This window comes from Micromonospora sp. MH33 (genome assembly GCF_003013775.1).
Classification (GTDB): Bacteria; Actinomycetota; Actinomycetes; order Mycobacteriales; family Micromonosporaceae; genus Micromonospora; species Micromonospora fulviviridis.
The window spans coordinates 1-14,399 of the sequence record NZ_MUYZ01000170.1 but is presented as its reverse complement, the minus strand read 5'-3'; the positions used below and the strand labels follow the sequence as shown (position 1 = coordinate 14,399).

The following is a 14,399-nucleotide window of genomic DNA, read 5'->3' as shown; positions in this document are numbered from 1 at the left end:
CCGCCATGATTCCGCCACCACGGTGGCGCCGGCCACCACCCAACGTCGCCGAAACCGGACACCGACCCCAGAGCGGGGCCACACGGACCGGACATCAACGGACAGGGCGGACGTTCCGCCCATCCTGCGCCACAGCAGATGGGACAGCCGACGGTGGGTGGAACGTCACGGGTGTCTCCCGGGCCCCCGAGACACCCATGACGTTCCACCGAAGCCCGGGCCGTACCGCTGTGAGAGGGAACGGCGGCAGCGGGTGGAGCGCATGCCTTCATCTCCGAGGCGCGGCAACCCACGTGGGCGAACAACGTCGCCGCCACATGCACTCCGCGCTGCGACCTACCCTGCGAGAACCCGGCAGACCGTCCGGCAGCGCGGGAAGCGGGGTCAGGCGCTGGGGGTGCGCTGGGCGCCTTCGTCGAGGGCGGCCAGGATCGCCTCGGCGGTCCGCTTGCCCACCCCCGGCACCTCGGTGATCTCCTCCACGGTCGCCGCGGAGAGCCGCTTCAGCGAGCCGAAGTGCCGCAGGAGGGCCTTGCGGCGTACCTCGCCGAGGCCGGGGACGTTGTCCAGCGCCGACTCGGTCATCCGCTTGGAGCGCCGCTGGCGGTGGAAGGTGATGGCGAAGCGGTGGGCCTCGTCGCGTACCCGCTGGAGCAGGTAGAGCGCCTCGGAGGTGCGCGGCAGGATGACCGGGAACTCGTCGTCGGGCAGCCAGACCTCCTCCAGCCGCTTGGCCAGCCCGCAGAGCGCCACGTCGTCGATGCCCAGCTCGGCGAGGGCCTGCGCGGCGGCCGCCACCTGCGGCGGGCCGCCGTCGACCACGACGAGCTGCGGCGGGTAGGCGAACTTGCGCGGGCGCCCGGTGGTCGGGTCGATGCCGGGCCGGTCCGGGTCGCCGGCGGTCTCCTCGCCGATCTCACCGGTCTCGGCGCGGGCGTCGAGGTAGCGGGCGAAGCGCCGGCGCAGCACCTCGGACATGGCGGAGAGGTCGTCGGTGGCGCCCCGCACGATGAACCGGCGGTACTCGCTCTTGCGGGGCAGGCCGTCCTCGAAGACGACCATGCTGGCCACCACGTCGGTGCCCTGGATCTGGGAGACGTCGAAGCACTCGATGCGCAGCGGGGAGGTCCGCATGCCGAGCGCGTCGGCGATCTCGTCGAGGGCCTGGCTGCGGGTGGTGAGGTCGCCGGCCCGCTTGAGCTTGTGCCGGGCCAGCGCGTCCTTGGCGTTGCGCTCGACGGTCTCCAGCAGCGACCGCTTGTCGCCGCGCTGCGGCACCCGCAGCGACACCCGGCTGCCGCGCCGGGCGGAGAGCCAGTCGGCGAGCGCGTCGACGTCGCCGGGCAGCTCGGGGACGAGCAGCTCGCGCGGGACGTCGGCCTCGCCCTCCTCGCCGCCGTAGACCTGGGTGCAGAAGTGGTGCACCAGGTCGCCGGTGGTCAGCTCCTCGGTCTTCTCCACCACCCAGCCGCGCTGGCCGCGGACCCGGCCGCCGCGGACGTGGAAGACCTGGACCGCGGCCTCCAGGGGGTCGTCGGCGAAGGCCACCACGTCGGCGTCGGTGCCGTCGCCGAGCACCACGGTCTGCTTCTCCATGGCCCGGCGCAGCGCCGCCACGTCGTCGCGCAGCCGCGCGGCCCGCTCGAACTCGAGCTGCTCGCTGGCCTCCAGCATGTCCTTCTCGAGCCGGCGGACCATCGTGTCGGTGCGACCCGCCATGAAGTCGCAGAAGCCGTTGACGATCTCCCGGTGCCCCTCGGCGGTGACGCTGCCGACGCAGGGCGCGGAGCACTTGCCGATGTAGCCGAGCAGGCAGGGCCGGCCGACCTGGCCGGCCCGCTTGAACACCCCGGAGGAGCAGGTCCGCGCCGGGAAGACGCGGAGCAGCAGGTCCAGCGTCTCGCGGATGGCCCAGGCGTGCGAGTACGGCCCGAAGTAGCGCACCCCCTTGCGCTTGGCGCCGCGCATCACCTGCAGCCGCGGGTATTCCTCGTCGAGGGTGACCGCCAGGTAGGGGTAGGACTTGTCGTCGCGGTAGCGGACGTTGAACCTGGGGTCGTACTGCTTGATCCAGGTGTATTCCTGCTGGAGCGCCTCGACCTCGGTGGCGACGGTGATCCAGTCCACCGACTCGGCGGTGAAGACCATCTGCCGGGTGCGCTGGTGCAGGTTGACCGGGTCGGCGAAGTAGGAGTTGAGCCGGCTGCGCAGGTTGCGCGCCTTGCCGACGTAGATCACCCGGCCGGTGCCGTCGCGGAAGCGGTAGACCCCTGGCGACTCCGGGATGGTGCCAGGCGCGGGACGGTAGGTCGAGGGGTCAGCCACGCGCCAAGCCTAGTCCGCACCCCCGACACCCGGCCGTCGCCGCGCGTCCCCCGCCACCGGGGCGGGGCGGGGGACGCACACGCCGGGACGGTCAGGCCAGGGCGATCTGTTCGCCGGTGACCTTGATGTTCTTCGGCGCGAGCGGCCTCGTGGCCGGGCCCTGCTTCACCGAGCCGTCGGTGATCGAGAACCGGCTGTTGTGGCAGGTGCAGTTGATGGTGCCGCCGTCGACGTTCGACACCGGGCAGCCCTGGTGGGTGCAGATCGGGTCGAAGGCCTTGAACTGGCCGGCCTCGGGCTGGGTGATCACGACGCCCCGGCTGGCGAAGACGGCTCCGCCGCCGACCGGGATGTCGGTGGTCCGGGCGAGCGGACCGGTGCTGTCCCGGTTTCCGCCCTCGGGATCGCCGGCGTTGGTGGCGCCGGGAGGGCCGGCGCTCGTCGGAGCCGGGCCGCCCGCCGTGTCACCCGCGTCGTCGCCGCAGGCGGTCAGCACCACAGCCGCCCCGACCGCGCCGGCACCCGCCAGCAGGGCCCGGCGAGTCTGCCCACCCGGCCCGGTCAGCACCTCGTCGTCACTCATGTCCGGCCTTTCTCTCGGCTGCCGCCACCCGTCGTGATCAGTGGTCTCAGTTCAGGACACGAACCACTGTGGCGCACGGTTCATACTGACGCGTCACGAAATGGATATCCGAAACGGGCGGGCCGTGGTCGGCCCGCCCGTCGTATCCGTCGCTCAGCGCGCCCCGGCCGGCACCTTTCGGGTACGCGACTTCACCGCGCCGCCGTTGGCCTTGGCCGCCCGGGTGGTGGCCGCCTTGGCGCCCTTGGCCGCGCCGTCGAGCTTGAGGATCGGCCGCAGGAACTGGCCGGTGTGGCTCTCCGGCACCTCGGCGACCTCCTCGGGCGTGCCGGTGGCGAGCACGGTGCCGCCCCGGTGCCCGCCCTCGGGGCCCATGTCGATGATCCAGTCGGCGGACTTGATCACGTCGAGGTTGTGCTCGATGGTGATCACCGTGTTGCCCTTCTCGACGAGGCCCTCGAGCACCATGAGCAGCTTGCGGATGTCCTCGAAGTGCAGGCCGGTGGTGGGCTCGTCGAGCACGTAGACCGTCCGGCCGGTGGACCGCTTCTGCAACTCGGAGGCGAGCTTGACGCGCTGCGCCTCGCCGCCGGACAGCGTCGGCGCGGGCTGGCCGAGACGTACGTAGCCGAGGCCGACGTCGACCAGGGTCTTGAGGTGCCGGTGGATGGCCGGGATGGCGGAGAAGAACTCGGCCGCCTCCTCGATCGGCATGTCCAGGACCTCGGCGACCGTCCTGCCCTTGTAGTGCACCTCCAGGGTCTCCCGGTTGTAGCGGGCGCCCTTGCAGACCTCGCAGGGGACGTAGACGTCCGGAAGGAAGTTCATCTCGATCTTGATGGTGCCGTCGCCGGAGCACGCCTCACAGCGCCCGCCCTTGACGTTGAACGAGAACCGGCCCGGACCGTACCCCCGGACCTTGGCCTCGGTGGTCTCGGCGAAGAGCTTGCGGATGTGGTCCCAGACCCCGGTGTAGGTGGCCGGGTTGGAGCGCGGGGTCCGCCCGATCGGCGACTGGTCGACGCCGACGACCTTGTCGACGTGCTCCAGCCCCGTGATCCGGGTGTGCCGGCCGGGGACCAGCCGGGCGCCGTTGATCTGGTTGGCCAGTACGGCGTGCAGGATGTCGTTGACCAGCGTCGACTTGCCGGAGCCGCTGACCCCGGTGACCGCGATTAGCTGGCCGAGCGGGAAGCCCACGGTGAGGTTGCGCAGGTTGTGCTCGCGCGCCCCGTGCACCACCAGCTCGCGGCCCGGGGTCTGCGGCCGGCGCATCACCGGCGTCGGGATGGACTTCCGCCCCGACAGGTACGCCCCGGTGACCGACTCCTCGTTCTCCAGCAGGGCCGGCACCGACCCGCTGTGTACGATCTTGCCGCCGTGCTCGCCGGCGCCCGGACCGATGTCGACGATCCAGTCGGCGACCCGGATGGTGTCCTCGTCGTGCTCGACCACGATCAGGGTGTTGCCCAGCCCGCGCAGCCGCAGCAGGGTCTCGATCAGCCGGTGGTTGTCCCGCTGGTGCAGGCCGATGGAGGGCTCGTCCAGCACGTAGAGCACGCCGACCAGGCCGGAGCCGATCTGGGTGGCGAGCCGGATGCGCTGCGCTTCGCCGCCGGAGAGGGTGCCGGCCGGGCGGTCCAGGGAGAGGTAGTCGAGCCCGACGTCGAGCAGGAACTTCAGCCGGGCGTTGATCTCCTTGAGCACCCGCTCGGCGATCATCTTCTGCCGGTCGGTCAGCTCGATGCCGGCGAGCAGGTCGGCGGCCTCGCCCACGGAGAGGTTGCAGACCTCGGCGATGCTCTTGCCGGCCAGGGTGACCGCGAGCACCTCGGGCTTGAGCCGGGTGCCGCCGCAGGCCGCGCAGGGCACGTCGCGCATGTAGCCCTCGTACTTGTCCCGCGACCACTCCGACTCGGTGTCGGTGTGCCGGCGCTCGATCCACTGCATCACACCCTCGAAGCCGGTGTAGTAGGAGCGCTCGCGGCCGTACTTGTTGCGGTAGCGGACGTGCACCTGGTCGTCGGAGCCGTGCAGGATCGTCTTCTGCGCCCGGGACGGCAGCGCCCGCCACGGGGTGTCGACGTCGAAGTGCTGGGCCTCGCCGAGCGCCTCCAGCAGGCGCAGGAAGTATTCGAGGTTGTGCCCGGTCGCCCAGGGCTGGATGGCGCCCTCGCGCAGCGTGCGCTCCGGGTCCGGGATGACCAGCTCCGGGTCGACCTCCTTCTTCGTGCCCAGGCCGGTGCACTCCGGGCAGGCGCCGTAGGGCGCGTTGAAGGAGAAGACCCGGGGCTCCAGGTCCTCGATCGCCAGGGGGTGGTCGTTGGGGCAGGCCAGGTGCTCGGAGTAGCGGCGCTCCCGGGCCGGGTCGTCCTCGGCCAGGTCGACGAAGTCGAGCAGCACCAGGCCGCCGGAGAGGCCGAGCGCCGCCTCGACCGAGTCGGTCAGCCGCTGCTTGGCGCCGGGCTTGACGCTGAGCCGGTCGATGACCACCTCGATGGTGTGCTTCTCCTGCTTCTTGAGCTTGGGCGGCTCGGTCAGCGGATGCACCACGCCGTCGACCCGGGCCCGGGCGTAGCCCTTGGCCTGGAGCTCGGCGAAGAGGTCGACGTATTCGCCCTTGCGGCCGCGCACGACCGGGGCGAGCACCATGAACCGGGTGCCCTCGGCCATGGCCAGCACCCGGTCGACGATCTGCTGGGGGCTCTGCTTGGAGATCCGCTCGCCGCAGATCGGGCAGTGCGGCTCGCCGATGCGGGCGAAGAGCAGGCGGAGGTAGTCGTAGACCTCGGTGATGGTGCCGACGGTGGAGCGCGGGTTGCGCGAGGTGGACTTCTGGTCGATGGAGACCGCGGGGCTGAGGCCCTCGATGAAGTCGACGTCGGGCTTGTCCATCTGGCCGAGGAACTGCCGGGCGTACGACGACAGCGACTCGACGTAGCGGCGCTGGCCCTCGGCGAAGATGGTGTCGAACGCCAGGCTCGACTTGCCGGAACCGGAGAGCCCGGTGAAGACGATCAGGGCGTCCCGGGGCAGGTCGAGACTGACGTCACGCAGGTTGTGCTCGCGCGCGCCACGGATGATCAGTCGGTCGGCCACGGTGCGTGTGCTCCCGGAAGAAGAATGTGAGGCGGATCTGTCCGCCCGACGCGGGGTCTGAGCGGTTTTCGAGGGTTGTCGAGGCGCAGGGAAGACGCCTCGGCAACTCTAGCCCCGAGGTATGACAAGTTCCGTCGCGCGGACATTCCCCCAGGTCAGCGCGGTCGGGCGGGAAGCCACGCAAGCCCGCCCGACCGCCCCGGCACACCGCTAGAGTGCCCCGGGTCCGGGCGGGGTCGCCGGACGCCCGGTCCGCCGCCGGCCGCCGCGCCAGCCACCCCGGCGCTCGGCGGCCAGCCGGACCTCCCGGCGCCGGCTCTCGTACGCCACCTCGCGCTGGAGCCGCCGCCAGTTCTCCCAGCGCCGGACGGGCAGCTCGCCGCTGTCCAGCGCCTCCCGCACCGCGCAGGCCGGCTCGGCCTCGTGGGCGCAGTCGGCGTACCGGCAGCCGGCGGCGAGCTCGGCGATGTCGGCGAACGCCCGGTCCAGGCCGGCCGAGCCGTCCAGCAGGCCGACCGCCCGCACGCCGGGGGTGTCCAGCACCGCTCCCCCGCCGGGGATCGGCACCAGCGCCCGCCAGGTGGTGGTGTGCCGGCCCTTGCCGTCGGACCGGCGGATCGCCTGGGTCCGCATCACGTCGGCCCCGGCCAGGGCGTTGACCAGGCTCGACTTGCCCGCGCCGGAGGGCCCGAGCAGGCCGAGCGTGCGCCCCGGCGCGATGTACCGCCGCAGCGGCTCCAGCCCCGCGCCGCGCTCGGCGCTGACCGGCAGCACCGGCACCCCGGGCGCCAGGGCGGCGAGCTGCCGGGCCACCGCCGCCGGGTCGGGAGCCAGGTCGGCCTTGGTGAGCACGACGAGCGGCTCGGCGCCGGACTCGTGCGCCAGGGAGAGCAGCCGCTCGATCCGGGCGTCCTTGCCGGCGGTACGCCGGATCAGCGCGGTGCGGCGGGGCAGCACGGTCTCCACCGTGACCGGCCCGTCCGGCCAGGTGGCCAGCAGCACCCAGTCGCCGGCGCAGGGCAGCGCGGTCAGGTCGCGGGCCGCGGCGGCCAGCACCCCGCCGCCCAGGCTGGCCCGGACGGGCCCCTCGGGGCGGAGCACGGTGCAGACGCCGCGGTCGACGCGGGCCACCCGGCCCGGTCGGCGGTCGCCGCGTGGATTCAGGTACGCCGCCCGGTCGGCGTCCCAGCCGAGGGCGGTCAGATCGAGGGTCATGGTGTCCTCATCGGTGTCGAGGTGCGTTCATGGCGGTACACGCGTGCTACGACCGGCATGCTCACCACCTCCGCTCCGACTCCCGGTGCCCGCGTCCTGCGACGACGTCAGGCCGTCGGGTCTGACGCCACGCCGTGACCTGAAGCCGTCGGCCCCGACGGTAGGGGTCGCGCCGACGCGCCGAAAGCGATTTCCCCGGCGACGCGACGCCGGCCTACCGCTAGGGTCGGTGCGTGAGCGCGAGGAGTGAGCCGGTCCTGCGAGCCCCGCAGTCGCGAGCCGAGGAGTCAGAGTGACGAGCGATCCCCTCCTGCTGACCGGCGAGCTGGACGAGGCGACCACCCGGCTGCTGCGTACCGTGGCCGCCCTGGGCGCCGCCGACGTCGCCGCGCCGTCCCTGCTGCCGGGCTGGACCCGCGCCCACGTCCTCACCCACCTGGCCCGCAACGCCGACGGGTTCGTCAACCTGCTCACCTCCGCCCGCACCGGCGAGGACATCCCGATGTACGCCAGCCCCGAGGCCCGGTCCGCCGACATCGAGGCCGGGGCCGGCCGGGGACCGGCGGACCTCATGGACGACCTGCGCCGCAGCTCGCAGCGGTTCACCGCGGCGGTCGCCGAGATGCCGGTGGAGGCGTGGGGGGCCACCGTGCAGACCCGGCGCGGCCCGTGGCCGGCGGCGATGCTGGTCTGGGGCCGGCTGCGCGAGGTCGAGGTGCACCACGTCGACCTGGGCGCCGGCTACCGGCCGGCCGACTGGCCGGACGCGTTCGCCCAGCGGCTGCTGCACGAGGTGGCGGCCGGCCTGGCCGGCAACCCGGCGGCGCCGGCCATGGTGCTGCGCTTCGACGGCTTCCGGCACGAACTCGTCGTGGGTGATCCCGAGGGGGCGCCCACGGTCACCGGCCCCGCGCCGGAACTCGCCGCCTGGCTGACCGGCCGCAGCGCGGGCGAGGTGCTCACCGTCACTCCCGACGGTCCCCTGCCGACTCCACCGGAATGGATCTGAACACCGTCATGACCTACAGCGGAGACGTCACGCCCGGCGGTTCGCCGGCCGTGCGCGAGCTCGACCGGCTCACCATCAGCAAGGTGTCGGTGGGCCCCATGGACAACAACGCCTACCTGCTGCGCTGCCGGGAGACCGGCGAGCAGGTGCTGATCGACGCGGCGAACGAGGCGCCCCGCCTGCTCGACCTGATCGGTGACGGGGGGCTGGCCGCGGTCGTCACGACCCACCGGCACATGGACCACTGGGTCGCCCTGGAGGAGGTGGTCGCCAAGACCGGGGCCCGCCCGCTGGTGCACGCCGACGACGCCGAGGGGCTGCCGATCGACGCCGAGGCGCTGCGCGAGGGCGACACCGTGCCGGTCGGCGACTGCGCGCTGGAGGTGATCCACCTCAGGGGGCACACCCCGGGTTCGATCGCGCTGCTCTACGGCGACCCGTCCGGCGTGCCGCACCTGTTCACCGGGGACTCGCTCTTCCCCGGCGGGGTGGGCAACACCGAGCAGGACCCGGAGCGGTTCGGCCAGCTCATCGACGACGTCGAGCGGAAGCTCTTCGACCGGCTGCCCGACGAGACCTGGTTCTACCCTGGTCACGGCAAGGACAGCACGCTCGGCGCCGAGCGACCCGCGCTGCCACAGTGGCGGGCCCGCGGCTGGTGAGCGCGGCGCGCCGGCCCGCTCAGCCGGCGTTCGCGCCGGTCACCGCCCGCAGCCGGTGCCGGGTGCCGAGCAGCACCGGACCGGCGAGCAGCAGGCCGACCGCCATGGTGAGCACGGTCGGGTTCGGCGCCCCGGGCAGTAGCCCGGTCAGCGCCCGCGCCGTGATGCCGAGGGCGACGTAGAGGCCGGCCCAGAGCGTCGCGCCGAGCGCCGCGCAGGCCACGAACCGCCGGTAGGACATCCGCAGCCCGCCGGCGGCCAGCGGCAGCAGCGCGTTGAACACCGGCAAAAACGGCGCCACCAGCACCATCCGCCCGCCGCCGCGGCGCAGCAGCGCCTCGGCGGCGGCCCAGCGCGGCTCGCCGATCCAGTCACCCAGGCGGCTGCGCCGCAGCCGCTCGCCCCAGCGCCGCCCGGCCAGGAAGCTCAGCGACCAGCCGGCGAGGCAGCCGGCCACCACCGCCACGACGGTCGCCAGGCCGGTGGCCGGCCGGCCCGCGCCGACCGCGGCGAGGACCGCGGCGTCGCCGGGGACCAGCACCCCGAGCAGGGGTACGGCGTCGGCGAGCATGACCATGCCCAGCATCCCCATCAGCAGGGTGGTGGGCAGCTCCCCGACCTGGGCCAGCAGATCCGTCATGCTCCGTACGCTAGGGCCCCGGGGCGACCCACCACATCGGGCATGATCCCCCACCGGTCCCCTAGTGCGGCTCCGGATGATCCCTGAGGGGTCAGCGGGGACGGAGGACCTGGACCCGGCGGACCGGGGAGTCGATCGAGGGCTCGGTGACGGGCACCGGGTACGCCGCGACCAGCTCCAGCCGGTCCGGCGGCAGGTGCCCCCGGTCCGGGTCGCCGACCAGCACCTGCACGCCCCGGTCGGCGGCCCGTTGCAGGTACGGCAGCACCCGCGCGGCCAGCCCGGCGTCGTAGAGCACGTCCCCGGCCAGCACGAGATCGGCGCTGGCGGTGCCGTCGAGCAGGTCGTCCCCGGTGGTGTCCACCGTCACCCGGTTGGCCCGGGCGTTGACCGTCACGGCCGCCACCGCCCAGGGGTCGACGTCGTTGGCGACCACCCGGTCGGCGCCGGCGAGCGCGGCGGCGATGGCGACCAGCCCGGATCCGGCGGCCAGGTCGAGCACCCGCCGCCCGGCGGCCAGTTCGGGGTGGTCGAGCAGGTGCCGGGCGAGCGCCTGCCCGCCGGCCCAGACCGAGGCCCAGTACGGCGGCGGCAGCGACCGGCCGGCCGCCGCCTCCATCCGGGCCCACCAGAGGATGGCGTCCTCGGCGAGGTGCAGGCGCACTTCCGGCACGAACGGCGCGTGGACCAGCCGGAGCCGGTCCAGGCCGTCGCCGGGCGCCGTGATCTCCCGTTCCAGGTCGGCCAGCGGCGTCTGTGTCCTCACCGGGGCAAGCATGCCCCCCGCCGCCCCGGGGCGGAGGGATTTTCCCGCCGACGGCGTTTTCGTGAGCCACGCCGGCACTTCCGGCAGCGGATCGCGCTTCGGGCGGTTACTGTCGGGAAGGTACAGGGCGATCACCGGCCGCGACCGGTGCTCACCCGCATTGAACAGGGAGAGACGCATGGCAACCGGCACGGTCAAGTGGTTCAACTCGGAAAAGGGCTTCGGCTTCATCGAGCAGGACGGCGGAGGCCCGGACGTGTTCGTCCATTACTCGGCCATTCAATCCAGCGGCTACCGCGAGCTGAACGAGGGCCAGAAGGTCGAGTTCGAGGTGACCCAGGGGCAGAAGGGCCCGCAGGCGGACAACGTCCGTCCGATGTAGCTTCGTGCCGGTGGCGGCGGTCGGTGGTCCGACCGCCGCCGCAGCGCATACTCACGCCGCGGCGGCCGGCAGGTCCCGGTGCCGCCGCAGCGGCCCGGCCAGCAGGATGAGCGGGGTCAGCGCGAGCCAGGCGGTCATGGCCCGGATCGCCCCGGCCGGTCCCCACGCGGCGCCCAGCGCGCCGGCCAGCAGGGCGGCGAGCGGGATGGTGCCGTAGTTCAGCAGGTGCATGCTGACGGTCACCCGCCCGAGCAGCCGGTGCGGCGTGTACGTCTGCCGGAAGCTGCTCTTCACCACGTTGCCCACCGCGACGCCGAGGCTGACCAGCGCGCCGCCGAGCACCAGCCAGGCCACCCGGCCGCCCGGGCCGGCCAGCGGAATGAGCAGCGCCGGCGGGCCGGCGAGCGCGCCCGCGACGAGCAGGGCGCGGGCCGAGCCGAGCCGCCGGGCGAGCCCGGTGGCCAGGGCGGCGCCGAGGAGCCCGCCCACGCTGGCCAGCCCGATCAGGAGCCCGACCAGCCCGGCCGGCAGCCCGGCGGAGCGGACCAGGAAGACCACCAGCAGCGCCTGGTAGCCGGTGAGCCCGATGTTGCTGGCCGCGCCGAAGACCGTGAGCACCCGCAGGTACGGGTCCCGGACCACGAAGCGCAGCCCGTCGGCGACCTCCCGGCGTAGCGAGGACGACCCGGCGGGGCGACCCGGCCGGGGCTCGACGGCCCGGATGCGGCTCAGGCACGCGGCGGAGACCAGGAAGCTCACCGCGTCGAGCAGGACCGCGGTCACCGCGCCGGCCAGCTGGGCGATCAGGCCGGCCAGCCCGGGACCGACGAGGTAACTCGCGGTCTGCGTGGCGTGCAGCTTGGCGTTGCCCTCGGGCACCTGCTCGGGCCGCAGCAGGGTGGGCAGGTAGACCTGGTCGGCGGTCTCGAAGAACACCCGGGCCAGGCCGGCGCCGAGGGCGACGACCAGGAGCTGACCGACCGTGAGCAGGTCGAGCAGGGCGGCCACCGGGACGGTGGCGAACAGCGCCGCCGAGACCAGGTCCGCGGCGATCATCACGGGGCGCCGGCGGACCCGGTCGACCCAGGCCCCGGCGGGCAGGCCGGCCAGCAGCCAGGGCAGCCAGGCCGCGGCGGTGAGCACCGCCACCTGGAACGTGGTCGCGTCGAGCACGGCCACCGCGACCAGGGGCAGCGCCACGGCGGTCACGTTGCTGCCGACGGCGCTGACCGTCTGCCCGGCCCAGAGCAGCCGGAAGTCCCGGTGCCGGAGCAGTCCCCCGGGCGGCCGGGACCCGGTGGCCGGGTCGGCGGGGCGGACCGGGGCGGTCACTGCGCCAAGGTTCGTTCGCGACTGCGGGGCTCGCAAACCCGGCTCACTCCTCGCGCTCACGGCTGGCCCGGAATGCCGTGCGCGAACAGGAAGACCGGCTCGCGTCGCTGTCCGTCGTCGGGTGCGGGACGCTCGGCCCAGCGGGCGAACAGGTCGGTGACCTCGCGGCTGAGCTGGGCCAGCTCCTCCGGGGTCAGGTGCAGCCACTTGTCGGTGCTGAACGGGCCGTCGCCCCAGGCGGCGTGGGCCTCGTCGGGCGCGGCGTGCCAGGCCCGGACCAGGGCGACGTGCCGGTCCAGGTTCAGCGAGCTGGCCGCGTCGGCCACCGCCCGGGCGGCGGGGTCGGCGTCGAAGTCGGTGTTGGACCAGCGCACCGCCGGGTCCCGCAGCCGCCACCAGCGCTCCCGGCGGTCCCGGGCCAGTTCGGGCGCCTCCAGCACCAGGTCGGCGGCGGCCAGCACCTTGAGGTGGTGGCTGACGTTGGCCGGCGCCTGGCCGGTGCGCTCGGCGAGCAGGCCGACGGGGCACGGCCCGTACACCTTGAGGACGTCCATGAGGCGGCGGCGCAGCGGATGGGCGAGCGCGGCCAGGACGCGGGAGTCGGTGACGTGCCGGACGGTGGGCTTCTCCATAAGGAGAGAATGACATCCGCAAGAGGTCTTGCGCAATACCTGTTGCGGGCTTTCCCGTCGCGACGAACCCGGGCCGCGGCGCGGCACTCGCCGCGGGACCGGGCCCGGTCAGGCGGTCAGTCGCCGGGACAGCTCGTCGGCCACGTCCCGGGCGATCTGCGGCGGGATCGCCGCGGCGATCTTCTCCGGCGGCAGCCCGGCGAGCACCCCGGTGACGATCTGCTGCTCGTCGGTGAAGTCCTTGCCGGACAGCGCGGTCACCTGCGCGACGAGCGCCGGCCAGGCCCGCACCATGTCCAGCATCTGCTGCAGCGGAGAGTTCGCCGGGGGCGGGCCGACCACTCCGGTGGTGGTGCCCGGCGAGTAGAGCCAGTTGCGCAGGTTCGCCAGGTCGGCCAGGACGTCGCCGACGGTCCGGGTGGGGGATCCGGTGTTCTTGATGAGCTTGTCGGTCTGTTCCATGTCGGTCTCCGGTTTCGGTGGGGCGATCAGGCCGATCGCCGTGAGGTAGCGACGGAACAGCGGGGTCTGGTCCCGGCCCGCCTTGGTGGAGTCACGGAAGAAGCTGAAGTGGGTGTGGAACAGGTGGCTGCTGTCCCCGCTGGTGCGCTTGCCCAACCGGTCCCAGCGCCGCACCGTCGTGCCGTCCGGGGAGTAGATGATCTCCCGGATGTCCCTGGCGTCCCCGGCTCCCGCGGCGCACTGCGACACGCACCAGGTCGAGAAGGTACGCAGGTTGTGGGTGTGGCCGCCGGAGGAGACGGAGAACGTCCCGACGTCCAGGGCGGACGCGTGCAGGGTCAGCCCGGAGGAGTCCCGGGTGGACTCCACCACCGAGTAGTCGTTGGGCACCACCCGGTCGGATCCGCAGTGGTATCCGCCCTTGTGGTTGGGGTCGCCGACGATGCCGACCTCGGCCGGCTCCAGGTCCTGACTCCGTACGGTGTTCTTGTCCACGTTGAGGTAGGTGAGCAACAGGCTGCGGACGGCCAACAGGTTCGCCGGGGCCGACGTCATGGGATCTCCCCTCGGGATCGGTGACCGACGGGACGCGACAATCACTACGTGTGAAGGCGCATGATCCGGGGACGCGCCCCACCGGATAGCTGCACGGCACCGGGCACTTGCCCCGAGGATATCCACACAGGGACGTAGATGCCCAGCTCAGAGCACTATCTGGAACTATGGGCCGGCTGTGGACGGTGCGGGGACGACGGGCAGCACCAGGGCCGAAGGATGCTCGGGATCGTGCAGGACCTCCCGCCAGCCAGCACGAAGAGTGACGGCGGTGCCGAGCGGCTCGCCGGTGCCCGGGTTCCGCGCGTAGCGCGGGTGGGCGCCGCCGGAGACCTGTACGCGGAGCCGGTGCCCGGGGGCGAAGCGGTGCGCGGCCGGCCAGAGGGTGACCGGCACCCGCACCACACCGGACGGATCGCGCGGGAAGCGCCCGGGGGCGACCCGGACCAGGCCGTCACAGACGTTCCAGGACCGCCCGCGCCGGTCGACGTCGCAGAGCCGGACGAAGACGTCCAGGTAGGACAGCTCGCTGCGGACGTGGATCTCCGCGCGCACCGGGCCGGCCACCTCGACCGGCCCGGCCAGCGGCGCGCTGGTGTACGTCAGCACGTCCGGCCGGGCCTCCACCGGCCGGTTGTCCACCGCGCCGGCCCGCTGGGCGACCAGCAGCGGGCCGCCGAGCGACGGTGTGGGGTCGGCCGGGTCGTAGCGGAAACGGTCGGGCGCGGACGCGGCCG

At 73.4% G+C, this 14,399-nt stretch carries 13 protein-coding genes; 3 read left to right on the top strand and 10 right to left on the bottom strand.

From position 1 onward, the window contains the following. Nucleotides 1–384: 384 nt before the first annotated feature. The 4 genes from uvrC to rsgA form a co-directional block, all read right to left on the bottom strand. The gene (gene uvrC, locus B0E53_RS23050; RefSeq protein WP_107077970.1) at nucleotides 385–2,325 is read right to left on the bottom strand and encodes an excinuclease ABC subunit UvrC; all 1,941 of its coding nucleotides are present in this window, start codon (nucleotides 2,323–2,325) and stop codon (nucleotides 385–387) included. A gap of 91 nt (nucleotides 2,326–2,416) precedes the next feature. Next, the gene (locus B0E53_RS23045) at nucleotides 2,417–2,908 is read right to left on the bottom strand and encodes a Rieske (2Fe-2S) protein (RefSeq protein WP_107077969.1); all 492 of its coding nucleotides are present in this window, start codon (nucleotides 2,906–2,908) and stop codon (nucleotides 2,417–2,419) included. A 153-nt stretch (nucleotides 2,909–3,061) separates the two neighbouring features. Further along, nucleotides 3,062–6,007 carry an excinuclease ABC subunit UvrA gene (gene uvrA / locus B0E53_RS23040; RefSeq protein WP_107077968.1) on the bottom strand — a complete coding sequence of 982 codons (2,946 nt, stop codon included), beginning with the start codon at nucleotides 6,005–6,007 and terminating at the stop codon, nucleotides 3,062–3,064. 210 nt (nucleotides 6,008–6,217) lie between these two features. Next, complete coding sequence (rsgA, locus tag B0E53_RS23035) at nucleotides 6,218–7,222, bottom strand: ribosome small subunit-dependent GTPase A (protein WP_107077967.1); 1,005 nt, start codon at nucleotides 7,220–7,222, stop codon at nucleotides 6,218–6,220. Between the two features lie 292 nt (nucleotides 7,223–7,514). Here rsgA and B0E53_RS23030 point away from each other — a divergent pair, with 292 nt between their 5' ends. Both B0E53_RS23030 and B0E53_RS23025 read left to right on the top strand, forming a co-directional pair. Beyond that, entirely contained in the window at nucleotides 7,515–8,231 is a 717-nt protein-coding gene (locus B0E53_RS23030; RefSeq protein ID WP_107077966.1) for a maleylpyruvate isomerase family mycothiol-dependent enzyme, read from the top strand. A gap of 8 nt (nucleotides 8,232–8,239) precedes the next feature. After that, a complete protein-coding gene (locus tag B0E53_RS23025) occupies nucleotides 8,240–8,893 on the top strand; it encodes an MBL fold metallo-hydrolase (protein ID WP_107077971.1) in 654 nt (217 codons plus the stop codon). A 19-nt stretch (nucleotides 8,894–8,912) separates the two neighbouring features. On the opposite strand, the gene B0E53_RS23020 is transcribed toward B0E53_RS23025, so the two are convergent. Both B0E53_RS23020 and B0E53_RS23015 read right to left on the bottom strand, forming a co-directional pair. Then, nucleotides 8,913–9,533 (bottom strand): VTT domain-containing protein, encoded by a 621-nt coding sequence (locus B0E53_RS23020; protein ID WP_107077965.1) that lies wholly within the window; start codon nucleotides 9,531–9,533, stop codon nucleotides 8,913–8,915. 91 nt (nucleotides 9,534–9,624) lie between these two features. Further along, nucleotides 9,625–10,311, bottom strand: a complete 687-nt coding sequence (locus tag B0E53_RS23015) for a 50S ribosomal protein L11 methyltransferase (RefSeq protein WP_107077964.1) — start codon at nucleotides 10,309–10,311, stop codon at nucleotides 9,625–9,627. Nucleotides 10,312–10,477: 166 nt separating this feature from the next. Here B0E53_RS23015 and B0E53_RS23010 point away from each other — a divergent pair, with 166 nt between their 5' ends. Then, on the top strand, nucleotides 10,478–10,681 hold the full coding sequence (locus B0E53_RS23010) for a cold-shock protein (RefSeq protein ID WP_013287480.1): 204 nt from the start codon (nucleotides 10,478–10,480) through the stop codon (nucleotides 10,679–10,681). A 51-nt stretch (nucleotides 10,682–10,732) separates the two neighbouring features. Here the strand turns inward: B0E53_RS23010 and B0E53_RS23005 are convergent, their stop codons facing one another. The 4 genes from B0E53_RS23005 to B0E53_RS22990 form a co-directional block, all read right to left on the bottom strand. Beyond that, on the bottom strand, nucleotides 10,733–12,013 hold the full coding sequence (locus B0E53_RS23005) for an MFS transporter (protein WP_107077963.1): 1,281 nt from the start codon (nucleotides 12,011–12,013) through the stop codon (nucleotides 10,733–10,735). A gap of 56 nt (nucleotides 12,014–12,069) precedes the next feature. Next, nucleotides 12,070–12,645, bottom strand: coding sequence for a metalloregulator ArsR/SmtB family transcription factor (locus B0E53_RS23000; RefSeq protein WP_107077962.1), 576 nt, complete (start codon nucleotides 12,643–12,645; stop codon nucleotides 12,070–12,072). A gap of 108 nt (nucleotides 12,646–12,753) precedes the next feature. Next, the gene (locus B0E53_RS22995; RefSeq protein ID WP_107077961.1) at nucleotides 12,754–13,662 is read right to left on the bottom strand and encodes a hypothetical protein; all 909 of its coding nucleotides are present in this window, start codon (nucleotides 13,660–13,662) and stop codon (nucleotides 12,754–12,756) included. 165 nt (nucleotides 13,663–13,827) lie between these two features. Then, the coding region (locus tag B0E53_RS22990; protein WP_146167736.1) for a CocE/NonD family hydrolase at nucleotides 13,828–14,399 on the bottom strand (572 nt) is incomplete at its 5' end.

What these genes read in the sequence shown, in the direction of transcription:
- B0E53_RS23045 (WP_107077969.1), bottom strand. Translation starts at nt 2,908, where the DNA reads ATGAGTGACGACGAGGTGCTGACCGGGCCGGGTGGGCAGACTCGCCGG.
- rsgA (WP_107077967.1), bottom strand. Translation starts at nt 7,222, where the DNA reads ATGACCCTCGATCTGACCGCCCTCGGCTGGGACGCCGACCGGGCGGCG.
- B0E53_RS23025 (WP_107077971.1), top strand. Translation starts at nt 8,240, where the DNA reads ATGACCTACAGCGGAGACGTCACGCCCGGCGGTTCGCCGGCCGTGCGC.
- B0E53_RS23020 (WP_107077965.1), bottom strand. Translation starts at nt 9,533, where the DNA reads ATGACGGATCTGCTGGCCCAGGTCGGGGAGCTGCCCACCACCCTGCTG.
- B0E53_RS23015 (WP_107077964.1), bottom strand. Translation starts at nt 10,311, where the DNA reads ATGCTTGCCCCGGTGAGGACACAGACGCCGCTGGCCGACCTGGAACGG.
- B0E53_RS23010 (WP_013287480.1), top strand. Translation starts at nt 10,478, where the DNA reads ATGGCAACCGGCACGGTCAAGTGGTTCAACTCGGAAAAGGGCTTCGGC.
- B0E53_RS23000 (WP_107077962.1), bottom strand. Translation starts at nt 12,645, where the DNA reads ATGGAGAAGCCCACCGTCCGGCACGTCACCGACTCCCGCGTCCTGGCC.
- B0E53_RS22995 (WP_107077961.1), bottom strand. Translation starts at nt 13,662, where the DNA reads ATGACGTCGGCCCCGGCGAACCTGTTGGCCGTCCGCAGCCTGTTGCTC.